The following is a 497-nucleotide window of genomic DNA, read 5'->3' on the forward strand; positions in this document are numbered from 1 at the left end:
GCCGCCGTCGCGGCCATCCTCACCAACGGAAGGAGTGGGTCGTGAACGCCGTGGACGAACGCGAGCGCCGCTGGCGGCTGGTGCTCGGCAGGGAGGCCCAGTGCTCCGGCCTGAGCGCGGCCGACCAGGGGATGGACGGCGCGCTGGAGGCGCTGTACAACCGGTCCGACCAGGGGGCCGGTAGGGGGTCGAACGCGCTCACCTCCGAACGCGGCGCGGGTCTCGGCGGCTCGGCGCCCCGGGTGGCCCGCTGGCTCGGGGACATTCGGGAGTACTTCCCGACCTCGGTCGTGCAGGTCATGCAGCAGGACGCCATGGACCGGCTGGGGCTGCACCAGCTCCTGCTGGAACCGGAGATGATGCAGGCCGTCGAACCGGACGTGCACCTGGTGGGGACGCTGCTGTCGCTGAACCGGGTGATGCCGGACGAGGCCCGCGAGTCGGCCCGCGCCGTGGTGCGCAAGGTCGTCGACGACCTGGAACGGCGGGGGGGGCGG

1 pseudogene is annotated in these 497 nt (G+C 73.2%); it reads left to right on the plus strand.

The features are described 5' to 3' along the window. Window positions 1-41: 41 nt before the first annotated feature. Window positions 42-497, plus strand: a pseudogene (locus D471_RS0130010) (hypothetical protein); the annotation flags it as partial.

It is taken from the genome of Nocardiopsis lucentensis DSM 44048, assembly GCF_000341125.1.
Classification (GTDB): domain Bacteria; phylum Actinomycetota; class Actinomycetes; order Streptosporangiales; family Streptosporangiaceae; genus Nocardiopsis; species Nocardiopsis lucentensis.